This window comes from Sediminispirochaeta bajacaliforniensis DSM 16054 (genome assembly GCF_000378205.1).
Lineage (GTDB): Bacteria > Spirochaetota > Spirochaetia > DSM-16054 > Sediminispirochaetaceae > Sediminispirochaeta > Sediminispirochaeta bajacaliforniensis.
Map to the genome: position 1 here is coordinate 221,249 of NZ_KB899407.1, position 25,241 is coordinate 246,489.

General features: G+C 49.9%; 22 protein-coding genes and 1 riboswitch. Of the genes, 8 read left to right on the plus strand and 14 right to left on the minus strand.

Features of this window, described 5'->3' with window-relative positions:
* The first annotated feature begins 133 nt into the window (after positions 1–133).
* Positions 134–331, plus strand: a riboswitch (cobalamin riboswitch).
* 160 nt (positions 332–491) lie between these two features.
* The 3 genes from F459_RS0102825 to F459_RS0102835 are packed head-to-tail and all read left to right on the plus strand — an operon-like array spanning position 492 to position 4,225.
* The gene (locus F459_RS0102825) at positions 492–1,322 is read left to right on the plus strand and encodes a hypothetical protein (RefSeq protein ID WP_020611223.1); all 831 of its coding nucleotides are present in this window, start codon (positions 492–494) and stop codon (positions 1,320–1,322) included.
* Positions 1,322–3,298 carry a TonB-dependent receptor plug domain-containing protein gene (locus F459_RS0102830; RefSeq protein WP_020611224.1) on the plus strand — a complete coding sequence of 659 codons (1,977 nt, stop codon included), beginning with the start codon at positions 1,322–1,324 and terminating at the stop codon, positions 3,296–3,298. Before F459_RS0102825 ends, F459_RS0102830 begins: the two co-directional genes overlap by 1 nt.
* 27 nt (positions 3,299–3,325) lie before the next feature.
* A complete protein-coding gene (locus tag F459_RS0102835; RefSeq protein ID WP_020611225.1) occupies positions 3,326–4,225 on the plus strand; it encodes a sirohydrochlorin cobaltochelatase in 900 nt (299 codons plus the stop codon).
* Between the two features lie 94 nt (positions 4,226–4,319).
* Here the strand turns inward: F459_RS0102835 and F459_RS0102840 are convergent, their stop codons facing one another.
* A complete protein-coding gene (locus tag F459_RS0102840; RefSeq protein ID WP_020611226.1) occupies positions 4,320–4,817 on the minus strand; it encodes a flavodoxin in 498 nt (165 codons plus the stop codon).
* A 121-nt stretch (positions 4,818–4,938) separates the two neighbouring features.
* Between F459_RS0102840 and F459_RS0102845 the strand changes: the two genes are divergently transcribed.
* Positions 4,939–5,577 (plus strand): HD-GYP domain-containing protein, encoded by a 639-nt coding sequence (locus tag F459_RS0102845; RefSeq protein ID WP_020611227.1) that lies wholly within the window; start codon positions 4,939–4,941, stop codon positions 5,575–5,577.
* Positions 5,578–5,613: 36 nt separating this feature from the next.
* On the opposite strand, the gene F459_RS0102850 is transcribed toward F459_RS0102845, so the two are convergent.
* The 5 genes from F459_RS0102850 to metE form a co-directional block, all read right to left on the minus strand.
* The gene (locus F459_RS0102850) at positions 5,614–6,000 is read right to left on the minus strand and encodes a DUF2023 family protein (protein WP_020611228.1); all 387 of its coding nucleotides are present in this window, start codon (positions 5,998–6,000) and stop codon (positions 5,614–5,616) included.
* Between the two features lie 130 nt (positions 6,001–6,130).
* The gene (feoB, locus tag F459_RS0102855) at positions 6,131–8,431 is read right to left on the minus strand and encodes a Fe(2+) transporter permease subunit FeoB (RefSeq protein ID WP_020611229.1); all 2,301 of its coding nucleotides are present in this window, start codon (positions 8,429–8,431) and stop codon (positions 6,131–6,133) included.
* The gene (locus F459_RS0102860) at positions 8,428–8,664 is read right to left on the minus strand and encodes a FeoA family protein (RefSeq protein ID WP_020611230.1); all 237 of its coding nucleotides are present in this window, start codon (positions 8,662–8,664) and stop codon (positions 8,428–8,430) included. The genes feoB (F459_RS0102855) and F459_RS0102860 overlap by 4 nt, the downstream gene beginning before the upstream one ends.
* 99 nt (positions 8,665–8,763) lie before the next feature.
* On the minus strand, positions 8,764–9,087 hold the full coding sequence (locus tag F459_RS0102865; RefSeq protein WP_020611231.1) for a FeoA family protein: 324 nt from the start codon (positions 9,085–9,087) through the stop codon (positions 8,764–8,766).
* Between the two features lie 91 nt (positions 9,088–9,178).
* Entirely contained in the window at positions 9,179–11,443 is a 2,265-nt protein-coding gene (gene metE, locus F459_RS0102870; RefSeq protein ID WP_020611232.1) for a 5-methyltetrahydropteroyltriglutamate--homocysteine S-methyltransferase, read from the minus strand.
* A gap of 242 nt (positions 11,444–11,685) precedes the next feature.
* Between metE and F459_RS22060 the strand changes: the two genes are divergently transcribed.
* From F459_RS22060 to F459_RS0102890, 4 genes are read left to right on the plus strand one after another with little or no spacing between them, the layout of a single operon-like run.
* Positions 11,686–11,964: a FeoA family protein gene (locus tag F459_RS22060; RefSeq protein WP_013252786.1), complete on the plus strand. Its 279-nt coding sequence runs from the start codon at positions 11,686–11,688 to the stop codon at positions 11,962–11,964.
* Positions 11,964–14,105, plus strand: a complete 2,142-nt coding sequence (feoB, locus tag F459_RS0102880) for a ferrous iron transport protein B (protein WP_020611234.1) — start codon at positions 11,964–11,966, stop codon at positions 14,103–14,105. Before F459_RS22060 ends, feoB (F459_RS0102880) begins: the two co-directional genes overlap by 1 nt.
* Before the next feature lie 22 nt (positions 14,106–14,127).
* Entirely contained in the window at positions 14,128–14,781 is a 654-nt protein-coding gene (locus F459_RS0102885; RefSeq protein WP_020611235.1) for a DUF1007 family protein, read from the plus strand.
* A gap of 11 nt (positions 14,782–14,792) precedes the next feature.
* Positions 14,793–15,674 (plus strand): nickel/cobalt transporter, encoded by an 882-nt coding sequence (locus F459_RS0102890; RefSeq protein WP_020611236.1) that lies wholly within the window; start codon positions 14,793–14,795, stop codon positions 15,672–15,674.
* 9 nt (positions 15,675–15,683) lie between these two features.
* Here F459_RS0102890 and F459_RS0102895 read toward each other — a convergent pair whose 3' ends face one another.
* The 8 genes from F459_RS0102895 to F459_RS0102930 form a co-directional block, all read right to left on the minus strand.
* A complete protein-coding gene (locus F459_RS0102895; RefSeq protein ID WP_020611237.1) occupies positions 15,684–16,049 on the minus strand; it encodes a response regulator in 366 nt (121 codons plus the stop codon).
* A gap of 90 nt (positions 16,050–16,139) precedes the next feature.
* Positions 16,140–17,108 (minus strand): sigma-70 family RNA polymerase sigma factor, encoded by a 969-nt coding sequence (locus F459_RS0102900; protein ID WP_020611238.1) that lies wholly within the window; start codon positions 17,106–17,108, stop codon positions 16,140–16,142.
* A 102-nt stretch (positions 17,109–17,210) separates the two neighbouring features.
* Entirely contained in the window at positions 17,211–19,259 is a 2,049-nt protein-coding gene (locus tag F459_RS0102905) for a glycoside hydrolase family 36 protein (protein WP_020611239.1), read from the minus strand.
* A 2-nt stretch (positions 19,260–19,261) separates the two neighbouring features.
* On the minus strand, positions 19,262–19,606 hold the full coding sequence (locus F459_RS0102910; RefSeq protein WP_020611240.1) for an Hpt domain-containing protein: 345 nt from the start codon (positions 19,604–19,606) through the stop codon (positions 19,262–19,264).
* A gap of 75 nt (positions 19,607–19,681) precedes the next feature.
* The gene (lgt, locus tag F459_RS0102915) at positions 19,682–20,623 is read right to left on the minus strand and encodes a prolipoprotein diacylglyceryl transferase (RefSeq protein ID WP_020611241.1); all 942 of its coding nucleotides are present in this window, start codon (positions 20,621–20,623) and stop codon (positions 19,682–19,684) included.
* Complete coding sequence (locus F459_RS0102920) at positions 20,620–23,571, minus strand: flagellar assembly protein A (RefSeq protein WP_020611242.1); 2,952 nt, start codon at positions 23,569–23,571, stop codon at positions 20,620–20,622. The genes lgt and F459_RS0102920 overlap by 4 nt, the downstream gene beginning before the upstream one ends.
* An 18-nt stretch (positions 23,572–23,589) precedes the next feature.
* The gene (locus F459_RS0102925) at positions 23,590–24,732 is read right to left on the minus strand and encodes a P-loop NTPase (protein ID WP_020611243.1); all 1,143 of its coding nucleotides are present in this window, start codon (positions 24,730–24,732) and stop codon (positions 23,590–23,592) included.
* Positions 24,733–25,194, minus strand: a complete 462-nt coding sequence (locus F459_RS0102930; RefSeq protein ID WP_020611244.1) for a hypothetical protein — start codon at positions 25,192–25,194, stop codon at positions 24,733–24,735.
* Positions 25,195–25,241: the final 47 nt, after the last annotated feature.

The window sequence follows — 25,241 nt, forward strand, 5'->3', positions numbered from 1 at the left end:
GAAAGTCAAGCTATGAAAAAAAGTAAGCACCGACATAAACGCAAGGATATTACCGGCAAAAAGGCATGCATATCACCAGGATTCCGAACACTAAGAAATAAATACCAATTCGCAATAAAAAGTACTATACCAATCGATTTTTTTCCGTCATGCTTTTATCGTACATATTTAGATGGTGTTGGGTTCGGGGAATCCGGTGAGAATCCGGAACAGACCCCGCTACTGTAACCGGGTACCAAGTTTCTACAAAGCCACTGGCGCAGGACGCCGGGAAGGCGGAAACGAGGGCCAATCCGGGAGTCAGGATATCCGGCCTTGAAAAAGGACCTTTCTGAAACGAAAGGTGCCCACCGCCATGCAAAGCGCATCTCGGGGAAGAGTGTGCCGAAGAAAAATCCTACCATTCCGGTTCACTGTCGGCCCGGCCTTCTGCTGTGATTTTTCCAGGTAGTTTCTCTATCCCCGTGATTCAATCAAACGAGGAGGAGACTATGCGAAAACATGTGTACATGAAAAAAGTGGGAAAGGCCATCACGCCATTCCTGATAATCCTTCTGTTCTTTGCTGGCTGCGATCTTAATAGTTCCGATTCCGACGGTGACACCGTTACCTACACAGGCGAAAAAGTCAAATCAGGTACCACCACTACCTATCATTACCTTTTTATCGACCTTGAAGATCCTGAAAACCCGGTGGAAGTTACCGGAGGGGATGATCTTTCAACTATTACAGAAGGATCAAACACCAATTGGGAGATCATGATTACGGCCCAGAAGGAAATCCTGACCAACAGCGGGGTAACCGCAACATCTTTAAGTTCCAGCGGCCAGGGTGGCGTGGTCTATGCCGAGACAAGCAACTTCGACGCGTCGATAAGTATTCCCGAAGCACAGGCCCTTTTTGCCGCCGATTCAAATGACTACTCAAGCGACGGCAACGGAAAAGATTATTCCTATTATGATAAATACAAAACGACCAGTGCTGAACCCACCGAACCGACCACGGGGAATGCCATTTCCTACCCCGGCTATGCCTACAATGATAGTTATCCCCAGACCCCTGAACGAAACGGACGAACAACTTCCACTGCATGGATTTTCAGTGAAGATGTTAACTTCAGCCTCGGCAGGGCCTATGCCGAATGGGAGAGGATGGCACCCAATTATTCCAACTTCACAAATAATCTCTACATCGTCCGAAGCGGCGACGGGAGTTCCTACTACAAGTTGCAGATCCTTGATGCCGAGTACGTGAAGGCGAAGTCTGAGAGCCAGACCAGTTATAAGTACATCTACAAGGTCAGGACCGCCCAAATTCAGTGATGGCCATGACAAAACAGCTTTTGCCTGCCGTATTGCTCATTGCGGGGGCCTTTGTATGGCCCCCGGCCCTTTCCGCCCAGCAACAGGAGGAAACAGCAGAAAATGCAGCAGCCGAAACACAAGCGGAAATAGTAGAAGAGCAAACAGAGGAAGCAGTTGCACTGCCGGTGCTGAATATCGTGGTGGCGGGAACGCGGACCGAAAAAGAGCAGAAGGATTCGCCGATTCAGACCGAGGTGATCACGAAGGATCAGGTTGAGGCTTCCGGTTCCGATACTCTTGAAGGAGTTCTGGGAGAAGCGGGCCTTCAGTTTGCCGAAACGGGAATGGGAAGCCATATCCAGATGCAGGGTATGGACGGGGAGCGGATTCTTTTTCTCATCGACGGACGGAGGGTAAGCGGCAGGGTTGCATCAAACATCGTGGCGAATACCATTGCCATGGATAACGTAGAACGGATTGAGATCATACGAGGTCCGCAGTCGGCCCTATACGGCTCCGAGGCAATCGGCGGAGTGATCAACATCATCACCAAGAAACCGGACTACGAACTATCGGGGGATTATCAGGTCACGACCCGGGCCCTGATACCGATCTCGGAGAGTTCCGATCCCGCTTACACATCATTGGCGAACAAACAAAGCGGCATGGCCCACCTGAACCTCCCTATCGGGGCCTTCGCCAACCGCCTTACCCTGTCGGCGGAACACGCCTTTCCCTATCTGGACGATGAAGACCAGTCCCTCTATCCGGGCGCCACCAGGGCAGACGCAGGACTTGATTCCGACATCGTTTTTTCATCCGGAGGGACCCTGGCCTTCGGTAGTGCTTACTCCTTTCATCGCCAGAAGGAGAATATCTCCTCGGGAGGGGCCTTCGACCGAATCGATACCCAGAGGCTTAACTCCTACATCGCCTATGACTTCCCCACAGAGAAGAAGGGCTTTTTCAAAGCGAACCTTTATCACAACTATTTTCAGCGGGACAAATCCCAATACAGCGGCATTCTGGACGAGTGGAACGATTCTGGCAGCGAATATCAGCACTATCTAAGCGGGGATCTCCAGTACACCCAGCCGCTTGGAGACCAGAACGAACTGACGATGATCGGTTCCTACGGATACGACAGACTCAAAAAATACAACATCGGAGACTATGCGGTTCACCAACGCCATACCTTTTCTCTGGTATTGCAGGATGAACAGTACAAGAAGGACCACTATTCCCTGCTTGCAGGCTTGCGGAGTGAATACAGCAACGATTACGGCATCTTCTTCGCACCAAAACTATCCGGCATGTATGTGCCTAGGCCCGGGATACGAATCCTACCCTCTGTCGGACTTGGTTACCGTGCGCCCTCATTTCTCGAGCTCTATCTCGATTCCGCAGGCAATATCTATCACAAATACGGCAATCCCGACCTGGATCCGGAAAGATCCGTTTCCTTCAATATCGGTGTGGATTGGACCAGGGAAAACGTAACGCTGCAATTCGCCGGGTATCATAGCGAATTAAGCGACGAAATCGTCTATGACTACACGGACCAGGCCGACGACGACGGACGCCAGGTCATCACCAAGGAAAACCTCGATCGTTCATCGAGAAGCGGTTTCGACCTTTCCTTGAACTGGAATGTGCTAACCGACCTCTCCATGACCGCACGTTATGGGTATCTGTTTGCCTACGACAGAAGCGCAGGTGAAGAGCTCGACCTTGTACCAAGCCATACAGGAGGGGCATCTGTGCACTACCTCCTGAAGCCTCTTGCCTTGAAGGCCAAGTTTTCGACTTCGGTGACAGGCCCCCACGAAAGAAGCGAGCATACCCTCGTTACCTTTGATGTGTATCTCGAAAAGGGCCTTAAGGACAATTTTGAACTATTCGGAGGCGTGGACAATATTACGGGTGTACAAGACGATTTCTCGGACCTTCTTGCAGGGCCGGTCATCTATCTCGGCATCCGCGGCAGCTTCTGAAGAGAATACAATGGAAAGGAGTAAAGAATGAAAAGCAAAAGCATGAGGAAAGTAGCCTGCATAGCTCTTGCCCTCGCAGGTATCTTGATGCTTGCAGCGTGTGCAAGTACAGGAGGAGAAAAGCTGACAATGAACACAAACGGCAAAAAGGGAATTCTTGTGATAAGCTTTGGTACAAGCTACCCCGAAACACGGGCAGTGACCATCGATGCCTGCGAACAAAAGATTGCCGAGGCCTTCCCCGAATACGAGGTACGACGCGCTTTTACCAGCCACATTATCATTGGTATTCTGGATAAACGGGATGGTATTCATGTCGACGCGCCCGCAGAGGCTTTGGAAAAGATGTACAAAGAAGGCTTTTCGGAGGTGCTCATCCAGCCCCTGCACATCATTCCCGGAGAGGAATACACGGACGAGGTTCTCGCCGTTGCACGCCGCTATTCCGGAAAATTCGAAAAGATAGCGATAGGTTCTCCGATCCTTTCCACCACGGAGAATTATTGGAAAGCGGTCGACGCCGTTAAGGCCCAGTTACCGTCTCTCGGACAGGGAGAGGCTGTGGTACTGATGGGGCATGGGACCGAGCATCCCGCAAACTGTGCCTATGCGGCCTTTCAGTACATGCTCGCGCGAAAGGGTTTACCCGTGTATGTGGGAACCGTGGAAGGGTATCCTGCACTCGATGATGTTATCGATCTGCTGCATCGTGGTCATATCTCAAAGGTGACATTAATGCCTTTCATGGTTGTGGCAGGAGATCATGCAACAAACGATATGGCTGGGGACGAGGACGATTCCTGGAAGAGTATTCTTACCAAAGAAGGCTTTACGGTCGATGTCTACCTCCACGGACTTGGGGAAAACAGCATAATCCAGAAGATGTACATTGATAATCTGCGTAGCGCCGATGTCATAAACGAATAGCTGGCCGATTCTACCAAAGACGGGGCCGTTCGGCATGTTACCGAACGGCCCCTCAAGACTAACCCCAAACGAAAGAACTCATGTGATATGTTTTTTACAACTCCTTTTTAACCTGTTCGGCCCATGAAGCGATACGCCCATCGCTTAGATCGGACTGGTTATCCTCGTCCAGGGCAAGGCCGACAAAGGCATTGTCCCTGACCGCACTGGATTCTTCAAAATCATAGCCGTCGGTCGGCCACTGGCCGATGCAGCTTACATCCTTTTTGGCAAAGGCATCATACAGTTGTCCCATACCGTCGACAAAGGTATCGGAATAACTTTCCTGATCGCCGAGCCCAAAAAATGCCATCTTTTTCCCTGCCAGGGTCACCCCTCCAAGCTTTCCAACGGCCATCTCCCAATCGTCCTGCAGATCCCCAGCACCCCATGTAGAGGTTCCTACGACAACGGCATCGTACTCTTCCATCTTTTCAACCGAAGTATCGGCAATATCGAACAGTTCCGCATCGCCAAGGGCATTCTGTATCCGTTCGGCAACATCCTTTGTGTTCCCTGTCGTAGAGCCATAAAATATAGCAATTTTGCTCATAAAAACTCCTTCCCATCCGAACAGCTCGGATCGTTTCGCTTGACATTATTTGCTTTAAGTAATCTAATTAGTTACAACTAATTATACAAAAAAAGTATGAATACCGTCAAGAGGAGATTGCATGGCAACGGCAGAAGATGAAATCACCCTCCATGAGATGGTGGAAGTCATTGTGACGATTCTAAACGCACGGGATCCCTATACCTACGAACATTCCTGGAGGGTAGCGGCACTATGCGAGCAAATCGCAAAAGAGATGAATGTTCCTCAAAAATGGATAGATACTTTGCATATCGCGGCACATCTTCACGACATAGGAAAGGTGGGCATTCCCGATTTTATTCTAAACAAACCTGGTAAGCTTTTGCCCTATGAGTACGAACTTATCAAGGCTCATTCGATCATAGGGTATCAAATCGTCCACAAGATTCCCATTCTGCAGGAGATTGCACTCTATATCAGACATCATCACGAGCGGTGGGACGGCAAGGGGTACCCCGATGGTCTGGCGGGAAAAGAAATACCCCTCGGGGCAAGAATCATCGCTGTGGCAGATACCTTCGATGCCATCACAACCCATAGACCATATCGCTCCCCTCGGTCATTAGGAGAAGCCTTCACCGAGATAAAAGCAGCGGCAGGAAGCCAGCTTTGTCCCGAAACCTGTGAAGTTTTCATCGGGATGGAGAAAAAGATAACACAACTTCTCGGTATCGTTGAACAAGAGCTAAAGGAAACCGGCAGATCATTAAAAAAATAACAGGAAAGACACAGAAAACCAGTTAATCAGCGTTGATCAGCCGGTTTTCTCCAATGATCCTGAAGGCAGAAATGATAGGTCACGAGCAGTTTCAGCCTCTATCCCGAAAATTTCTTTTCTGGCCAGATAGCGCTTACACTGCTCGGTCCTGTTGTAGCCAAGCATAATTCCCAAAATGAAATCTTCTTCTGGCGTAAAGGCGTTCAAAGGTTTGTCACCGAAACTTGTTACAACATGGACGCAGGCCTTGTTACCGAAAAAAATATTAATTTTCCGCTTGTTCACCCTTCTGATCAAATAGCTGATATTATTTCGCTCAAGACGACGAACGGCTTCAGCCTCAGATGAGGCATCCAGGGTATGCAGAACCAGGCTGCGAAGCCCCTTTTTGTATTCATAGATATGGTGAGCAAGTACCTTCATCAGCAAACACTCCACGTCCCCAGATCAGGGGAATAGACACTTTTTTCCATCAAACTTTTTCCCAAAGGGGGTGGGCAGCCTGTGAATGCATCCACCCACAGGCTGCCTTACGTTAGAGAGAAGCAATGTATTAGGCAGACTGGAGAGCTGCCTTCTTCCGATTGCGGTTGCCGATCACCCTGAACATAAAGAACTGAGCGACCATGATTGCGGCCGAGACAATCATCCACAAGAGGCTTCCGCCTTCGGCAATCTGATAATAAAGTACCGCCACAGCCCAGGCGGTCAGGGTAAGATAAAGTCCATGAAGAGCGCCGAATCCTATTCCCATCTCCTTTACAGCAGCACCGAATGCGGCAAGGCAGGGGAAATAGACCAGCACAAAGAGCAGGTATGCATATCCCGATACGGAAGTGAAATTCCTTCGCATGAGTGCAAAAATCGAGATATCCACCTCTTCGGCTTCAGCAACCGCTTCTTCATCTCCACCACTGATAACATCGGCACCGACTATGGAACCTATTCCACCGGAAATACCAAGAACCCCGTCCTTTAAGGCGCCAAAGGATTCGCCGATACCGGCCCATAGGTTAAAGGGTTCTTCCTCTTCACCCGCTGCATCGATCGCTGCATTCTCGCTGGCGGCCATCTGGCCGTAAAGCCCGTTCAGAGTCCCGACGACCGCTTCTTTTGCAAAAAGGCCGGTAAAAAGTCCAACGGTTGCAGGCCAGTTGTCGCTCTCGATTCCCATGGGTGAGAAAACGGGAGTGATTGCCTTTCCGGTAACGGCAAGAACCGAATTCTCGGTATCTTCATTTCCGAAACTACCGTCGGTGCCAAGACTATTGAGGACACCCAAGAGAAATACCGCAAGAACGATAACCTTTCCGGCCCTGGCAATGAAGACCTTTAATCGCGTCCAAGTGTGTAACATGACATGCTTAAACCGAGGTGCATGATAAGGAGGCAATTCCATGATGAAATATCCGGGTTCACCACGAAAGAGTGAATGTTTTAGAAAGAGCCCGGTCAGGATGGCGAGCACAACACCTACGATGTAGATCGAGAAAACGATACCTCCGGCACGGGCTCCGAAAAGAGCAGCTCCAAAAAGGGCATATACCGGAAGACGGGCCCCACAGCTCATAAAAGGTGCCATGAAGATCGTCATGAAGCGGTCCCGCTTGTTTTCAAGGGTCCTGGTCGCCAGGATGGCCGGAACCGTACATCCGAAACCGACGATCATCGGGACAAAGGCCTTACCGGGAAGTCCGAGTGCCCGCATTAAACGGTCCATGACAAAGGCGGCCCTGGCCATATAGCCGGAATCCTCAAGAAGACTTAATGCAAGAAACATAAAGAAGACGACAGGGACGAAGGTTGCAACGGTCTGGATACCAACGCCTACCCCGCCTGCCAGGAAACCAACGACCCAGGCAGGGGCCCCGATATTTTCCAACAACACCCCAAAACCGTCGACAAAAACGGTTCCGAACAGAACATCGAAGAAATCAATAAATGCCGATCCGACAGAAATTGCGAGCCAAAACATCAGATACATTACGACAAGGAAAATCGGGATACCGAGAAATCGATTCAGAACTACATTGTCGATCCGCTCGGAAATACTCCGCCTACTCTCCTGGGCCCGAAATACATCAGTGACCACACCCCGGACAAATCCGTACCGGCCATCCGCCAGAATAACCTCGGCATCCTCTTTCAGGAGAGATGAAATCTTCTCACGCTCGGCAAGAATCTCTTTTTCCGGTATGAGGCCGTGGATTTCGGAAGGTGCCGTGCCTTCATAAAGGGCCAGTGCATTCCAGCGCCCCCCGGCTCGTTCTTCCCATTTTGAGATCAATGCTTCGACCTCATTTGGGTAGGTCGGTTTATGCTTAGAAGGATGGACCTTACCAACAAGTTCGGCAATTCGCTCAACTGCTTCGGCTACACTTTTCTTGTTCGTAGCAGTACCGGCAACAACAGGGACCCCTAAGGAGGATTCAAGTTCCTTAATATCGATGGTGCTTCCCTCTTTTTCAAGAAGATCCATCATATTGAGAAACAGAACGACGGGAACTCCCATTTCCAAAATCGTTGTGGTTAGATAAAGGTTTCTTTCTAAATGAGATGCATCGACAATATTTACAACCAGATCGGCATCCCCGGAAAGCAGATAATCCCGTGCGGCTTTTTCATCCTCACTACCTGCATTCAGGCTGTAAATACCGGGAAGGTCGACAACCTTTTTCCTTCTACTACCGGAAAGCCAGCCCTCTTTCTTTTCTACTGTAACGCCCGGCCAGTTTCCAATGCGCTGGTTTCCACCGGTCAGAGCATTAAAAAGTGTTGTCTTTCCACAATTCGGGTTTCCGGCAAGGGCGATGGTGAAATCGGTCACCGAGGCGCCACCTTCTACTCGTTTCATGATACTCTCCTTTCAACAAGAAGCGCTTCTGCTTCGCCTTTCCTAAGTGTGATCCGGCTGCCCCGAACCGTTATTTCCACGGGATCCCCCAGTGGTGCCACACGCTCCACCTGGAATGCCGTTCCTACGGTCATTCCCATCGCAAGAAGCCGACTTTTCCATTGTGCAGAACCGGGAACAAATCCGACAACGGTTCCATTATCGCCGACTCGAAAATCCTTGAGCTGCCCCATACTTCCCCCTATTTTGATTTGATATAGTTAGGCAATATTTTTTATATTAGGATTGCCTAATATTTGCCCTAAAAAAACCAAGCACAACACGTATCAAAATCATGCCGCAACAACACGGATTTTTTCCGCAAGTCCCCGCCCGATCATGATACGACTTCCCTGAACCTGCAATAAAAGAGGGCCGTCGCTGTCGTTTCGGATAACGCGAAGGAGTTCGCCGGGCACAAGCCCCATATCGAGGAGTTTGCGTTTGGCATCCTGACCTCCGAAAAGGCATACCACACGCACAGAGTTTCCGGCATCCACACCACTCAATACCACAGAGCCCATCTCCTGACAGTGGTGGTTTCTGTGACCATGTCCGTGAAACATATGCCGCCGGCCTCTATCAAGCCCAAATTTCATTGCAAAGGTATTGTGCATCAGTCCTTCCTTAGTTAGGCATTCCTAACATTTGCATAGTACTGTCCCTTGCTATTTCTGTCAAGCAAGGGACTATGAAGAATCTGATTATCTATGCCAAAGGAGACTCATTCCGTTCCAGGGCGAGCCTGACGGTTCGGGTAGCGGATACCATGTGCTGTAGTGCGGGACGAACCTCTTCCCAGCTTCGTGTTTTCAGCCCACAGTCGGGATTGATCCACATGCGTTTCCCATCAAGGACCTCGAGACGGGAAAGAATCTGCTTCTCAAACTCTTCTTCCGAAGGGATGCGGGGGGAGTGGATATCGTACACACCTGGACCGATTTCATTGTGGTAGCCTTCCCGTTCAAACACATCCAAGAGCCGATTGCCGCCCCTGGCCGTTTCAATCGTTATGACATCGGCATCCATGGCCTCAATCGTTTTTATAATGTCGGTAAAATCGCTGTAGCACATATGTGTATGGATTTGGGTTTCTTTAGCCGCAGAAGAAACAGCCAAACGGAAACTATCGACCGCCCACCGCTCATATGCGGAAACATTCTCCCTGCGCAGGGGATATCCTTCGCGAAAAGCAGCCTCATCGACCTGGATGATCGCGATCCCGGCAGCCTGAAGATCCGCCACTTCATCACATAAGGCAGCCGCAATCTGTCGTGCCACAAGGGGGCGGGGGATATCTTCCCGAACAAAAGACCAGTTGAGGATCGTCACAGGCCCGGTCAGCATCCCTTTGACAGGCTTTCTGCTTCGCCTCTGGGCATAGCTGATCCATCGCACAGTCATGGGCTTCGGTCGGCTGATATCGCCATATATAATAGGCGGTTTTACACAGCGGCTCCCATAGCTCTGCACCCATCCGTTGTCGGTAAAATGGAAGCCTTCAAGCATTTCGCCGAAATATTCAACCATATCGTTTCGCTCGGGCTCCCCATGAACCAGAACATCAAGGCCAATTTCCTCCTGAAACGCAATACAGTCATCAATATAGGCCTTTATACCCTGTTCATACGCCTCTTCCGATATGACACCTTTTTTGAAATCCCGTCTCAGGCTTCTTAATTCCAGAGTCTGAGGAAAGCTGCCGATTGTCGTCGTCGGAAGTTTCGGCAAATGAAATCTCTTTCGCTGAAGGGCGTTTCGCTCGGCAAAATCACCGGCACGCACCTTTTGCTCTCCGAACGCGGAATCGGCCGGACCATCGTATTGTGTGCCGAGGGGTCGGTTCCTGGCCGTTTCCATACCTATCTTATCCGAATCCGATACGACCTCACCATGGAAGGCGCTACCGAGCAAAGACAACTCCTCGACCTTCTCACAGCAGAAAGCAAGATACTGTTTTCTATCGCTTTCTGCCTCGTTACGGAGCGAATAGGGAACATGAAGGAGAGAGCAACTCGTGGAAACGACGACCTGTTCCTTGCCGACTATATCTGCGATTTTCCCAAGGAGAAAAAGAGAGGCACCAAGATCATTCCTCCAAATATTGCGCCCGTCGACAACACCGGCAAAGATTGTCTTATCCTTTGCATACTTCAGGCCCTGAATATTTTGGGTGCCGTGAACGAAATCAAGGCCCAGCCCCCAGATAGGGGTTTCGGCAAGAATTTTCGTTGCCTCGTTCGAGTGCTCAAAGTAGCTTGTCACGATAATCCGAATATTGGAGCTGACGGAAGCCAAGTCCTGATATGCCGCTTTAAGCAGAGCAAGCACCTCCTCAGTCGGATTCTTCACAAGATAAGGTTCTTCCATCTGAATATAAAGGGTATCATCCAGCTCCGCACACCTTGCCAAAAATTCTTTGTAAAGCAGTATAATGCGATTCGCATAGCCGAAAGGGTTTTCACCTTTGGAAGCCCGCGATAGGCCCATAAAGGTAATGGGGCCTATCACATTTATTTTTGTTTTTACCCCGAGCTTTTTTGCTTCGGCATACTCAGTCAAGATTTTGCCGGGACAAAGGCGAAAATCAAGCGTCCCGGAAAGCTCAGGAACGATATAGTGATAGTTTGTATCAAACCATTTGGACATGGTCATGGCCGAAGCTCCAGCCGTCCCCCTCGCCATGGCAAAATAACGCTCGGTCTCATCCTCGATACCGGAAAAGCGCTCGGGAACGGCATTCAGCATCACAATGGTGTCAAGCATATTGTCGTAATAGCTAAAATCATTTGAGCTGATAAAGTCGATGTTTTGTCTTTTTTGGAACAGCCAATGCCGTTTTCGCAACTCAACAGCCGTTGTGCGGAGCTCCTGAAGCGAAGCAGTTTTCGACCAATAGTGTTCGAGGGCCCTTTTCAGCTCTCTGTTTTCCCCAATCCGAGGGAAACCGGTAACCAGAGTTTTGTAGATCATTCATATCTCCCTTTGCTGACGCGACAAAATCGGATTATTTCCCATCATGGCATTCGGACTAAGAGCATGCACTTTACGAGCTTCTCAACACCGCAGCGCGACTGTGCCTGATTCCCACAGGACTTCCCCATATACGACGGAAACGTTTTTGTATCGTGCATAAAACAATTCGTCATGTCAATCACGGGAGAGGGACACGGGATTGACATAGATAGCAGCACCTCTTTATCTTACTAGTACCTATGAAGAAAACGCTCAGTCAATATCGCCAGGGAGACATCGTCACTATAACAAGATTAAACGGAAGCGGAAGGCTCAAAAATAGACTCATGGAATTGGGCTTCCGCCGAGGTGAAACGATATCAATTATCAGATACGCCCCCCTAAAAGATCCGGTTGAAATTTTGGTTGCGGGATGTAATGTTTCGCTGCGAGTCGAAGAAGCAGATATGATAGAAGTTGAGCCGGCGAAAGATCAGTACATACATGCAGCCGAAGGCGAATGTGCGGGGAGCCTTTGATGAGCTCATTTCGTTTTGCTCTGACCGGAAATCCTAACTCGGGAAAAACATCAATCTTTAATGCTGCAACGGGCGCTAATCAAAAGGTTGGGAACTGGGGAGGGGTCACCGTCGACGTCAAAGAGGGGAATATACGACGGGGAAGCGATCGCATTACCTTGATCGATATCCCGGGGACCTACAGCCTGTCTGCCTACACCATGGAGGAACTGGTCGCCAGAGAAGTCATCATCAAGGGCGATGCAGATGTCATCATCAACGTTCTCGATTCAACCAACCTGGAGCGAAACCTCTACCTCGGAGTCCAGGTCATGGAAATGGGCCGCCCCATGGTGTTGGCCTTTAACATGAGTGATGAGTTAAAGCGATCGGGAACGGTCATCGATACCGAAGCCCTCAGCAGACTCTTCGGAATTCCCATTCGCTTTACCGTGGGCCGCAATGGAGAAGGGGTCCGCGAGCTCCTTGACGAAGCGGTCCGGGTCGCAAAGGGAAAGCACCCGGCAACTCGCCAGGTTTCCGTCAACTACGGCAAGGAGATCGAGGCAGCCATCGAAAGCCTTGCCGGACTTGTAGAAAAAAGCTCCTTTAATCTTCGGGGAATAAGCCCGCGTTGGTATGCATTGAAACTACTGGAACGGGACGATGAAATTCTCCGCAAGGTGCGGCAAAGTGTTCCCGCAGATTCTTCCGACGACAATGTTATCTTCAAAGAGCTGGAAAGCCGGAGCAAGGAAATCGAGCAGCTCTACAGAGAAGATGCGGCAACGATCATTAGTGAACGACGTTACGGCTTCATCATCGGAGCACTGAACGAAACCGTCAACAAACCGAAAGCAAATAGGATCAATATCAGTGAAAAGATAGATGATGTTCTCACAAACCGTTTTCTGGCATATCCTATCTTCGCCTTTTTTATGTGGATACTGTTCCAGACAACCTTCGGACTGGGTGCCTATCCCATGGCCTGGATCGAATCGGGGATAACCACATTAGGTAACTGGATCGGTATGACCATGGCACCGGGAGTGATTCGCGATCTGCTGACCGACGGAGTTATTGCAGGGGTCGGCGGCGTTCTTGTGTTTCTTCCGAATATTCTCATCCTCTTTCTTGGAATCTCCATCCTTGAAGACACCGGATACATGGCAAGAATCGCCTTTATCATGGACAAGGTCATGCACAGGATCGGACTTCATGGAAAAAGCTTCATTCCTCTGGTCATGGGAGTGGGCTGCAGTGTACCGGCCATCATGGCAGCCAGAACCCTGGAGTCCAAAAAAGACCGTATCCTAACCATTTTAATTGCCCCCCTGATTACCTGCAGCGCCCGACTTCCGGTTTACATCCTGTTTACTGGTGCCTTTTTTCCAAATATCGCCGGCAATGTGATCTTTATACTCTACTTTTTGAGTTTCCTTTTTGCCTTTGGTATGGGATGGCTTTTTCGAAAGACAATATTCCGCGGCGAAGAATATCCTTTTGTGATGGAACTCCCCCCATATCGAATTCCAACCTTTCGCAGTGCATTGATCCATATGTGGGAAAAAGCAAAGCACTACCTCCAGAAAATGGGAGGTGTTGTGCTGATCTTCTCCATCATCATTTGGTTCCTCGGGAATTACCCGAAGCAGCCCGAAATGGAAAAACAGTACGATAGGGTGATCGCCGAACAGCAGGAACAGGGGCATCAGGAGGCGGTCCAGACTCTACAGCGAGAGTTTAAGCGTAAGCAGGTGATGCAGAGCTATATAGGAAAGGCAGGGACCTTTATCGAGCCGGTGCTCGCCCCCCTCGGTTTTGATTGGCGCATGGATGTCAGTCTCATGACTGGCTTTGTAGCAAAAGAGGTCGTCGTTTCAACCCTCGGTGTCCTTTTTACCGCTGGCGACGAAGAAGCAAAAGAGGAATCGGGAACCGAACTCAGGGATGCACTCAGAGATGCATATTCGCCGTTGATCGGCTTCGCCTTTTTGATTTTCGTCATGCTCTATACGCCCTGTATCGTAGCTTTCGTCACCCTTGTGAAAGAGGTCGCCTCGTGGAAATGGTCGTTTTTTTCTCTTGGATACCAGCTTACCCTCGCCTGGATTGCCGCTTTTATTGTATACCGGGGCGGTATCATCCTTGGCCTGGGATAAGGAGCAGTATAGAATAGCCTTCATGAAATTAGAAAAGCGGCATCTTCCTTTGTTCCTCTTTGTGTTCACGCTTCTCATGCCCTGTGCCCTATTTGCCCATCCACATATGTTCATCGACAGTAAAACCACCCTTGAATTCGACGAGGCAGGTGTGAAGGGCTTCTGGGTCGAATGGCTTTTCGATCAGTTTTTTACGGCTCAAATTCTTCTTGATTACGATCGTAATATGGACAAGAATTTTTCAGCAGATGAAATTTCAGCCATTGAGGCCGGAGCCTTCAGCAATCTGGCCAACTACCATTACTTTATTAGCGTCACTACCGGAGAAGCTCAAGTCGATATTAAAAAGGTCTCCAATTTCAGCGCCTTTATGAAGGATGATCGCCTTGGCTATACCTTTTTTGTCCCTATGGCTATTCCCACAAACAATGATAAGAAGCCCGTAAAGTTTCGGATTTCCATCTTCGACGATACCTTTTTTTGTGATATTGCATGGATGGAAAAGGACTCCGTTATCGTCCGTGCTCCCGGCGTTTTTTCCGTTGATTGGAAAATTCTGCGGAATAAAAACGCACCAATCATCTACGATCCGACCGGAGGTACGGCAAGAAGAGATGGGGTCAATTATTCAGGAACCGTTTATCCCGAAGAGCTATATATTGAGGTATCGAAATAGGACCCAAAACTATGAATACCCGAAATCGGTATGTTCTATTCCTTTTTGTTTTTATTTTCGTCACAAATAGCTGGGGACAACAAGTAAATCCCTTTACTGCGACGCAAAAAGCTCCTGCAGAATCGGAGCAAAACTCGCAACCACAAAAGGCGGTGGAGAGCGGAACACTGCAAACCCTGTCGTCGCTGCAGAAACGGTTGAATGCCGCATTGTCCGACACCATGAAGCAGCTGAAAGATCACCCATCGGCCGCCGTTATGGCCCTTACCATGCTTATAGCCTTCGGCTATGGCTTTATTCACGCCTTGGGTCCAGGGCACAGAAAGACCATTATAGCGGCTCTTTTTGCTTCGGGACGTTATAGAAAACGAGATGCCCTGGCAGCGGGTATGGGGTTTGCCTTTCTCCATGCAGGCAGCGCCGTCGCCATCGTCGGGCTTCTCTACCTCCTTTCCTCCGGGCCAATTTCGGCGGGAATGGACGAGATAGGATTTGCCCTTGAAAAAGGAAGTTTTCTGTTGCTGGTTGCTATCGGTCTCTGGATCATGATATCGGCAATAAGAGAATTAATGGCAAAAGAGGACAAATCAGCAAAAAAGGGGGTGACGGTAATTACCATCATAGGCTCGGGCCTCATTCCCTGTCCCGGAGCAGCGTTAATTCTTTCTTTCGCCCTTGTCTACGACATCGTTCCCTACGGTATTGCCGCCGTACTTTGTATGTCGGTCGGTATGGGAACGGCATTAAGCATCATTGCAGTTGCAGCAAAGATCATAGGAGCATCTTTGATCAAACTAGGTGAAAGATCAAAGAGGACCGACCGAATTCATTCGGTCCTCGAGTTTGCAGGAGGTGTGGTAATAACAACCTTTGCTCTGTTCATGCTGACATGATACCGCAGATCAGCCAGCAACCCTCCGCACGGCAGCCATCAGTTTATCGGTTGAAAAAGGCTTAACGATCCAACCGGTGGCCCCCGCAGCTTTGCCGTCTTCCATAACGGATTTCTGCGACTCCGTAGTCAGCACCAGGATGGGTATGAATCGAAAAGCATCTAACTCCCGAATCTTTTTAATAAAGGTGATACCATCCATGTTCGGCATATTCACATCGGTAATGATAAGCTCAACCGTACCTTCTTCAAGCTTCGCAAGCCCCACCACTCCATCACTCGCCTCAAGCACCTCATACCCGTTCTGCTCAAGCACGAAGCTTATACTTTGGCGGATGGCCCGAGAGTCGTCAACAACTAGTACCTTCTTCGTCATTAGATCTTTTCCATCCTCCTTCAGACTTTATCCGTAAGTATAATGCCATGCTGTTAGGATTGCCAGAGTATAAAGTAAAAAAGAGGCTTTCTACACGATCTCTTCAAGCTCCTGTATAGCAGCGATACTGCGTAATTTCTCGATCGCCTTATTCTGGATTTGTCGAACCCTCTCCCGGGTAATACCGAGAATGGAGCCAATCTCCTCAAGAGTAAGAGGAGTCCGATCGGCAAGCCCGAAACGCAGCTTAATGATGGTCTGCTCACGCTCGGAGAGCTGACCCAAGATATTATCAAGCAAATCCTTCAGGGTCACATGAAAGACAGACTCGAAAGGTTCAATGTAATCGTCACTGAAAACAAGATCGGAAAGGCTTGTAATATTTTCATCATCGACGGTCACATCAAGACTCGCCGTCTCGCCGGAATACTGAAGGATACTCTCGACCTTTTCCACAGGAAGATCCATATAGGCGGCAATCTCTGCAGAGGAGGGATCGCGACCGAGCTCCTGGGTAAGATGCTTGGTAACCGAGAAAAGCTTGCGAATGATATTGAGAACATGGATGGGGATACGAATGGTACGCCCCTTATCCGCAAGCGCCTTGATAACGGATTGCTGGATCCACCAGGTTCCATACGTGGAAAATTTGCAGCGCTTGGTGTAATCGAAACGTTCCACCGCCTCAATCAATCCGATATTTCCTTCGTCGATCAAATCGAGAAAGCTCAAACCACGATGTTGGTACTTTTTAGCGATGGATACAACCAGCCGCAGGTTGCTGGTAATCATTCGATCCCTACTTTTCCGAAGTACGGCTTCGATCGTTCGTTTTCGAAAAAGATAGGCACTCCGTTCGATTTCTCCCTTGCCTAAGAGCTCCTCAAGCTCAAGCAACTCCTGTTTTCTTTCTTGGATTTCCCTTCCGATCATCAGTTCCTCTTCTTTTGTCAACAGTGGATAAGCAGAAATTTGCTTTAAATAGAGGGAGAGAGGATCGCTGTCGTTGAAATCCACATCGGAATCGATAACTGTGTCGCTGTATGTACCGTATTTCATCTTCCACCCCTTACCAGAGAAATGGTTGATGTTACTATGCAACGGCTTGGGTTAGAAAACAATAAGGCGTTTTTGAGAGTTCATATAGGGCTTTCCCCTATACTATAGGAGACGTTTTTCAACTACACAGAGACGAAAGCCGACCTTCTCCTCCGCCTCTATGTCGATACCATTGACACTGCAACCACCGGCCCCCTGAGGGGCCCGAAAGAAGAGCAGCCCCTCGGATAAGGTCCCGGGAACAAGGGAAAGCGTCACGTGCTCTCCATCCACATCTATCTTTTCGACTTCACTACCGGGGAAAAGCATGCCGGTAGAACCTGCAACGGCAAAATCGGTTTCACCAACAACAAGAAAACAGATCGACTGATGGGGACGCAGGTCAAGGGGACCTTCCCGCCGGAACCCTTCGCCATATGCATAGTAAAGCCCGGAAGCCAGGGTAACATGATGAGGTCGATTCTCAAGATTAATAAAAGCAAGATAGCAAAGGGTACCGATAGAGAATTCAATCTCGAAGCACTCTCCTATCCGGTTCACCCGGAGACCATGCTTCTTTCGAAGAGGATATCCCGAACGAAACAGGGCAAGAGTCGCCTCGTCATAGCGGCCGGGATCGTCACCGGTAAAAAGCAAAGAGCCAAATATATGATTGCAAAGGAAAAGGGTAAAACGTTCCTGCTCATTCAGGTCGGAATTCCAGTCCCGGAGCAGAAAAACATCGGGATCATTAAGAAAAAACCGACCGTCCAGGCCCCTGCGGGAAATGGTGCTGCGTAAGGCATTGAGGGTGGAAACACGCTCAGGGTAACCGAGGGCCCGTAGCCGACGATCTTCCCAGCGCAGTGCCGCATCTGCCCCAACTCTGCAGTATTCGACAAGCCCGGCCGCGGAAACAAGAGGAACCCCGCAGCCCAAGAGCTTGGCGTCACCGGAGATCTCACGAAGGAACGCCACAGCATCCCGCATCACCTCTCCTCTGGTCTTTCCTTCAGGCCGGCGAAGAGCCGCAGCATAAAGAAAATCAAGCTTAAGGAAACGAAAGCCCCATTGTTTCACAATTATAGAAAAGAGCGTACGAAGATACGTCCTCACTTCGGGGTGATAGATATTCAGGGCATAAAAACAGCCGCTCCAATTGAAAGGATTATTACCCGCGGCAAGAGGTTCTGCAGCGTCATCGATGAGAAACCAGTCGCGATGCCCGGCAAAAAGCAGGGAAGAGCCCTCTGCAATAAAGGGCGCCAGCCAAAGCCCCGGTTCCATCCCGGCCCTGGAAATATCGGCGGCAAGAGGAGCCATTCCGCGGGAAAATGTCGATTTGACACGCAACCAGTCACCGACAGACTGCTGCCAACCATCATCTATTTGGATAACCCCGGGAGGAAGAGAAAGCCGCTGCCACGAATCAAGCACCCTCAGCACATCCTCCTCCGTCACTTTTTCGTAGTGGTCGTACCAGCTGGTCCAGCCGCCCAGGCTCTCGCCAGGTTCCACAGGCCCGAAACCGTTGGCAGCCGAGGCCCAGCCGTCATAGACGGCTTCTTCTTCTCCTGTCAGCACAACAAGATCCATCAAGGTCCGAACACCACTGATTTTGTTGCTGGAGAGCTCGGGCAGAAAACTCAAGTATCCACGTCCATGGCGCTCCGATCTCCACTCGATTCGGGAAAAGGCCCTATCCTCCATCATCCCGGCGAGCAATGTCACCTGCTTTCCTTCACGAAGCGTGGCAAAAGAAAATCCATGATACCGCTTTTTTGAAAAAGAACGACCGGTAAAACATGCATCACCATAGCGGTCGAGAAGGTAATGGTTGGTCCATGGACGAAATAAGCGCCGAAATCGAAACGGGAAAACCTCTGCCTCCAGTTCCCTGCTCTCGGTCCAGCTTTGATAGCCGTTGAGAAAAACCGCTTCACAGGAGGAACACCGTAACCTAAGCTCCAAACGTTCGGCAACAGGAAAAAGCCCCTCCCCCCCGGGAGCCGGTTCGGCATGGAAAAGAATACGCTCCCCCAATGGAAGTTTTCTCTGCTCAACGACGATACGGACTCCGTCGGCAAAGGTGGCACCACCGCTTAAGCCGCGCAACTCGAATTCTTCCGAGCCGAGGCGATACGAAAAAAGGATCGACCAGGAGGTATTCAAATTTACACCTCAGACTTGAGGACCGACAGCTCTTTTTCTCCTGCAGAAAATGAGACCTCTATCTGTTCGAGTGTAGATAAAAGTAAAGAGGGATCGGTATCCGAAGAACTTTTTTCAAGAGTTTGGGCCAGGGTCCCGATTTTTGTGACCCGCAGATTATTGGCAGCCCCTTTGAGGCGGTGTGCTTCACTTCTCAAGGCTTCGGCATCCCGAGATGCTATCGCCCCCTTGATCGGTTTGATATAGTCCTCTCTTGTCGAAAAAAAAGCGTCCAAAAGCATGAGGAGCGTTTCCCGGTCCAGGCGAAGCGCCGACTCGGCAGCATCGAAGTGGATGATTGTTTCCATACACCTCATAGTAGAAAGCCGTCGAGCCGCTGTCAACTAAAAAGAACTATACAAGGAGATAGGAGATCACGATACTCATGCTTTTCTGGACGATAAACGTCTTCTGAATACAATAACGGCAATACCGGCAAGAATCATTGCGAAGCAGAAAATCTGTCCTGTGGAAATGTTCAACGGCGATAGGAAAAGAGAGGGTGGGCTATCGGGGCCAAGAGCAATCGGGAAACCGATATCTGCATCGGGTTGACGAAAATACTCAATAAAGAAACGAATAATCCCATACCCAATCAGATAGACACCAAGAAGAGTACCCTGAATCTGTTTCCGTTTACGAAAAACAAACCAGATGATGAGCCACAAAAACACTCCTTCGAAAAAGGCCTCATAGAGCTGCGACGGATGGCGGGGAAGGTTCACCAAACTCCCGGGGCTATAGCCAATGCCTACACTATCGGCTATGCGGCGGACCCACTCGTAACGGGAAGAGAGACCTGGGGCATGGGGAAATATCATTCCGAGGGGAGAGGCTGTCACACGGCCCCAGAGTTCGCCATTGATAAAGTTGCCCAATCGCCCGAAGGTGTATCCCAGAGGAATGCCGGCAACCGCGGTATCGGCGACTGCCCAAAAACTGATCTTTTCCTTTCTGCAGTAGAGAACGCCCGCAACGACACCCCCGACAAGACCGCCGTGATAACTCATGCCCTGGAGTCCGACAAGGTGCATATGTTCATCAAAAGGCCAGAAAATCAACCAGGGCCGCCTAAGGTATTGTCCGCTCGTATCATAGACCAGGGTTGCAACAATTCTCGCGCCAATGAGCAGGCCAAGAATTACCCAGAAAAAAATACTGGCCATCTGGTCCTCGCTCACCGCGATTTCTCCATGCTTTCGCTGATAATTGAATAAAAGATAGGTGATACCGAAGGCCACCAGGTACATCATTCCGTACCAGTGAAACGGCAGACCAGGAATGATTTGGGGGCTTATCCATTCCGGGTAGTTGATATATATCATGCAGATTTTTCCCCTTCCTTGGGCTCCGCTTCGGAAGCCTCGATAATTCGGCCGGTTTCCTGATCGAAGATTAGGGTAATCCCCTTTTTCGGCGTTTCGGTGCTCCAGTAACGGCCGTGACTTTCTATAACGACTCCGGGATAGACAGTCCCCCGGACAACAACCGAAGAATCGTAATGCTGTTCGAATCTCTCACGCAGGGTAAAGAGCAACATACTTCGCTTTTCGAGCATCTTCATCATTTTAAGTTTTTCTTTTCTCGCCATCTCAAGACGCCCTTTGTCTCCCTGCTTCTCCAAGCCGGCCATGGTGGTATCGATTCTGGCAAGGGCGTTGCGGAGCTTTTTCACCTCGCGCTCTTCAAGTTCGATACGATCCATGACCAGATAGTCTTGTCCAAAAGAGATTTCTGTTCGGGATCCTTTCGGATTTCCGATGTTGGCGGCAATAACCCCCTCCCTGGCACGTACCACACCGCCGATAAGATTGCCTTTTTCCCCTACCAGACGAAGCCGTCCATTACACTTCACCATACATCGGAGACAGGCATTCTTCATGGAAACCGACCCCACGGCGAGAAGGGTAGCCTGCTCTGCAAAAATTGTCTCAATGCTGCTTTTTGCCCGTATAACAGCCTTACCGCCGCTAACGATTCCCTGCGCTATGGTAATACTTTCTCCCGAGGATATAAGCGATGCCTCCGCATTACCGGCAACCTTTACATGTCCTTCGGCAAGGATCGAAAAGCCGCTTCGTACACTCCCGCTTACCGCCACGGTACCGGAGAATTTAACATTGCCCGAAGAAAAATCGACATCCCCGGAGACCGTATGGACCTTGAGAATATCCAGCTTTTTTTTCTCGTATACGAACTCACCGGAACAGGCCGCATAAAGTTTTATACGATTGCCTTCTTCTTCCTGCCTGATATTCTCGCCGATTTCGATATCAAGGGCCGGAGCATCTTTAGCGGAAATAGGCTTCCCGGTAAGATCCCATCCGTCCTCTGCAGGCTGATCGTTCGGAAGGATCTCAGCCAATAGATCCCCTTCTTTAACCGATACGAAACGGTCCTGATTTCGGTAATCGGCCCGACCGGATCGGGTAATCGTTACCCCTTTGCCCGAGGGCCTATCGGCAATAAGTGCAATCCGGCTTCCTCCCGCATCATCTGGGCGCTTGCCCCTGGCAACGACACTTCTTCGGACGGGACTTCCCGCTCCGCTGATCTCAAGGGCATCGGTTATTGCTTCTTCAATAATTCCTTTTACGATACCGGCCTCTTTCAAAGCCTGATCGATCTCGCTTCTGTTTGCCTTTGTGCCGCTGCCCGACGGGGGTTCTATGGTGAGCCACGCTTCCATTTTATCGGTCGAAAGCTCGATTTTTACCTCTGCATCCCGATAAGGTCTCACCCTGAGGACAATACCGTCGGCACCGTCAAAAACCTCAAGAAGCCCTGTTGTCTCGGCGATAAAACGGTCCTTTTCCATCCGGACGTTTTCCAGGAGTTCAATATGAGGGTCGATCCCGGGAATTCCGGGAATGACCTTACCGTACACATCTTTTCCAGGGCTTCCTTCCTGCGCAGACGAGAGCACACCGACGACCGTCCCTTCTGCAACCCTGGCAAGGGATCGGGCCTGACCCATCGGATATGCCTCTTCCGAGGGGAAGCCGCTCTCCCCCACCTTTAGGGCCTCATATTCGGTCTCGGGAAGAAAATCAACGGAAAAGTCGAAGGAACGATCCTCGCCCCGACTAGGGGCAGCACCTTCCGCCAGAAGGTAATCACGCAACTCGATACCGTTGCCGTGATAAAACTCAAGCAGGTCGTTCTGTATTTTCCCAAAATCAAGCCCGGAAAAGCCGCTGGCTTTGATAGCCGCACCGACCTCCCTCAAGATCAGCGGTTTTCCCCGGCCACTTCCCTTTACGACGGTAAGCAGCCCTTTTAGATTATCCGATGAGACTTCAACGGAAAAGAATGCATCCCGGTCTCGCGTCAAAGGGATGCGTTCGAGGGCTTTTCCGGTCTGAACACTCCTGGTCATCACCTCTCGAAGCTTATCGGGCCCCTTCAACTGTTCGACGGAAAACCCGAACTCTTCGCCGGCCTTGGCAATAATCAGAGAAGGCTCGGGAATGGAAGCCTCCCGATGCCCAGGAGTAAAGGCAAAAAGGAGTGTTGCCTTGTCCTTTGAGAGCGAAAGCTCCCAGCTATGGGAAAGGAAATCAAAAACCTCGACCCAGTTGCTCCCACGGCGAAAAAAACCACTTTTTTCGGCAAGCAGCCCGTTCCTATCGACCTTTACCCCTTTTCCGGGATAAAAAAGAACAGGCTTGGCAGGATCGGGGGAAAGTGGCTTACCCAAAACACTTCTACCATCCCTACCCGGCTCTCCCGCCCTCAGCTCCGCAAGATAGTCACCTTGTTCGACATAGCCTGTTGCCGCTACCTTCGGATTTATCGGGGCTGGTTCTTCAACGATTTTTTTTTGCCACTCTTCAACAATCTGTTCCTTCGGAGCGACAAAAAGAAGCTTTGACTTTTTCAGGACCTTCTTTCGGACCTTGACCTTCTCGGTTCGTTTTATCTTGATATCGGGAAAAGCATATTCCCGAAACAGACGATCGGCCTGCGTTTTCAGAGATTCGGGAAGGGGAAGCTTTTTCCACTCGTAATATTCACTCGTGGCAGGTTCCGGTTTGGTTCCCCGGGCAATCTCTTTACGCACAGAGGTGCCCGCTTCGGCCTCGGCGAAAGCCTTTAAAGCTTCCTGCACGGCCGCCTTGGAAACCCCTTCGATGATGCCCTTTTCTTCGAGAACATTCTGGACTTTGGGAAGGCTCCAGACCTCCCCTTCAGGGTCGGCCGTCAGAACAAGCGTTGCATTCAAACCACCTTCATTAATCTCAATCTTCAGCGAACCCTTTCCCTGCTCCATATGACTTCCGCGGCCTCGTTATATCTGAAAACCGTTTTCCGCTGCTTTCAGTAGTTTTGATTTTAACAGCTGATTCTCTTTTTTCAATGTTGATATCTCATATTGTTGAGACCGAATCGTATCAATCAGGTCTCCCCGGGTAAGGGCCCCGGAATGGAGAAGGTTCTCCATATCCTGGACCTTTGCTTCGAAATCGATCTCAGCCTCCATCTCGGCAACCTGATAACTCTCTTCAAGACTCATCAGGTCAAGAGGACTTTCTCCCTCGTCCTGTTTCTGGATCAATTTATCGGCAATCCGGTAAATCCCCTGGCTCAAAACCGACTGGGGTTTATATGCGACAATGGGAATTCGGCTTCCTAAAGCGATCTCCTGAAGATGGTCAAAGTAAAGCACCCCAAGATGCTCCATATCTACGTCAAGGTATTGCTTACAGGAACGACGGATTCTTGCCGCCTTCTTCCCGTCCTCGGGATCTTCCAGCATATTGAGAACCAGCATCGGGTGAAAATTCGCCATACTACGGGCGAAATTTTTATAACTTTCAGGATCCTCTTCCATGATCCGTTCCAATAACCGGGGGATGTACACCCGCTGGAGCGGCGTTCCCTCGCGTTGAAGATTCTCAATATACTTTCCTGCAGGACTACTCTTGCGGAAAGCCCCATTCATAAGCCTGAAAACGGAATTTTTCAGGAAAAGATAGGCATTCAATGTAGCAGTCAAGGTTGGTGCGGTGACGATAATCCCTCGAGAGCTGGAAAGAAAAAAATCGAGCGTATTGTAGCTGGTCCCGGCGCCCAGGTCGATAATGATATAGTCAGCTTCGATTGTCCTAAGTTTCCGAATCAACTTTGCTTTTTGAGAACTCTTCAGGTTGGCCATACCGGGGATTTCTGCATCTCCGGGGATAAATCGTAGATTGGGATAATCGGTAGGAAGAATAACCTCCTCAAATTCGATCTCAGCGTTGGTCAGAAATGTCCCAATGCCCTGTTTAACGGCTCTCACTCCGAGAATGAGATGCAAATTCGAAGCTCCCAGATCCAAATCAGCAAGAACGACTTTTTTCCCGGACTGGGCGAGGGCAATGGAAAGATTCGCAGCGACAAGAGATTTGCCGACGCCTCCTTTACCGCTTGCAATCGGCAAGATTCGCATCTATTCCTCCTCAACAACAGTGAAACGATAATCAGAATCGGGACGAGATTTACCGGGCCCATCCTTCAGTAATAATAACAGAAAGCCGATGCAAAGCAAATCAACAAAACTCACCAAGGCGATGATGTTCCGAAAGGGAAACAGCAGAAGCGGGGCCTGATCCTGCTGGGGGCCCACTCCGGAAAGCAGTAAAAAAAGCATAATGCCGGGCAAAAGCGTGACAAACTTGCCGAGAGCGGCGATGCCGGATAAAATACGACTACCCTGGGCCGTCAGCCCACGAAAAAGGAGTAAGGCCTCGGTCGCCAAAACAGTGAGAGAACCGGAAAAAAGCCATCCCATAAGTAGTGTTGTTTCCGTACGGTATGTTGGGTTAAGGAGCGCAACGGCAGAAAAAAAGAGTCCGACGGCGCGAAAAGCTTCCCAGAGCACGATGAGAAGAAGCACAAGTTTCTTAATCATGAAAAAAGTGTACGCCGCAGGCCGCCGGGGCGTCAATAACTTGACAA